Origin of the sequence: Clostridium nigeriense (genome assembly GCF_050585245.1) — a bacterium.
GTDB lineage: Bacteria > Bacillota > Clostridia > Clostridiales > Clostridiaceae > Clostridium > Clostridium nigeriense_A.
In genome coordinates this window covers 1-774 of the sequence record NZ_JBNOOF010000039.1, presented here as the reverse complement: position 1 = coordinate 774, position 774 = coordinate 1, and the positions used below count along the sequence as shown (strand labels likewise).

At 31.1% G+C, this 774-nt stretch carries 1 pseudogene; it reads right to left on the bottom strand.

Annotation, left to right across the window (positions count from 1 at the left end):
* A pseudogene (locus tag ACQPUY_RS17715) lies at nucleotides 1-774 on the bottom strand (hypothetical protein); the annotation flags it as partial.

Sequence of the window (774 nt, the reverse complement as noted above, 5' to 3'; positions counted from 1 at the left end):
CTGTTACAAATTTAGCTAGTAATGTTTGTAGGTCCATTATGTTACCAGAAGCTGTATCAAATTTTATATTTCCTGCTGTTAAATCATCTATATAGGCTACACCTATTAAAGCTTTATTAACTATAGCTAATTCTGTAAATACACGTTCTATTTTCTTAGTACTAGGTCCACTTCCAGAGAACTCATTTTTATTTTTATTCTCTCCTTTAGCTGATATTTCAGAAGTAAGCCCACCAGTATAAGTGAACTTTTGACTTAGTATTGGATGCTTTCTTACTACTCCTTTTTTATCTGTAATAGTTACTATATCTCCTGCATCTAAAGATAAATCTCCTTGCCACTTCATAGAATAACCTAAATATTCAAATCCATTAAGCTTACTATATATATCTTGCAAAATAGAATCAGTAACCCAAGGATTTTCAAATTCTAACTCCATAGAATCTGCTCCCAAACTACCTTTACTTAAGACTTTTTCTCCTACTTGGCAAGATACCTTTCCTATCTTATATTTACTTTCTTCTCTTTTATAATCTCCTATAAAATAATTAGATGTTCCAATAGCATAATTATTATCCTTAGGAGTTACTATAGTAAATTTACCATCACGAGTAATAACTGCATTCCCACCACATAGAGAAGCTACATAACTTAAGACTTCTCTACAAGAAAACCCCTCCAATTTCTTAACACTGTAAGTTGGAAGGGTTCCTGTAAATTGTACTCCTGTTATTCTAACTAACTCATTTACTACTTGTTGTAATGTTAAAGTAT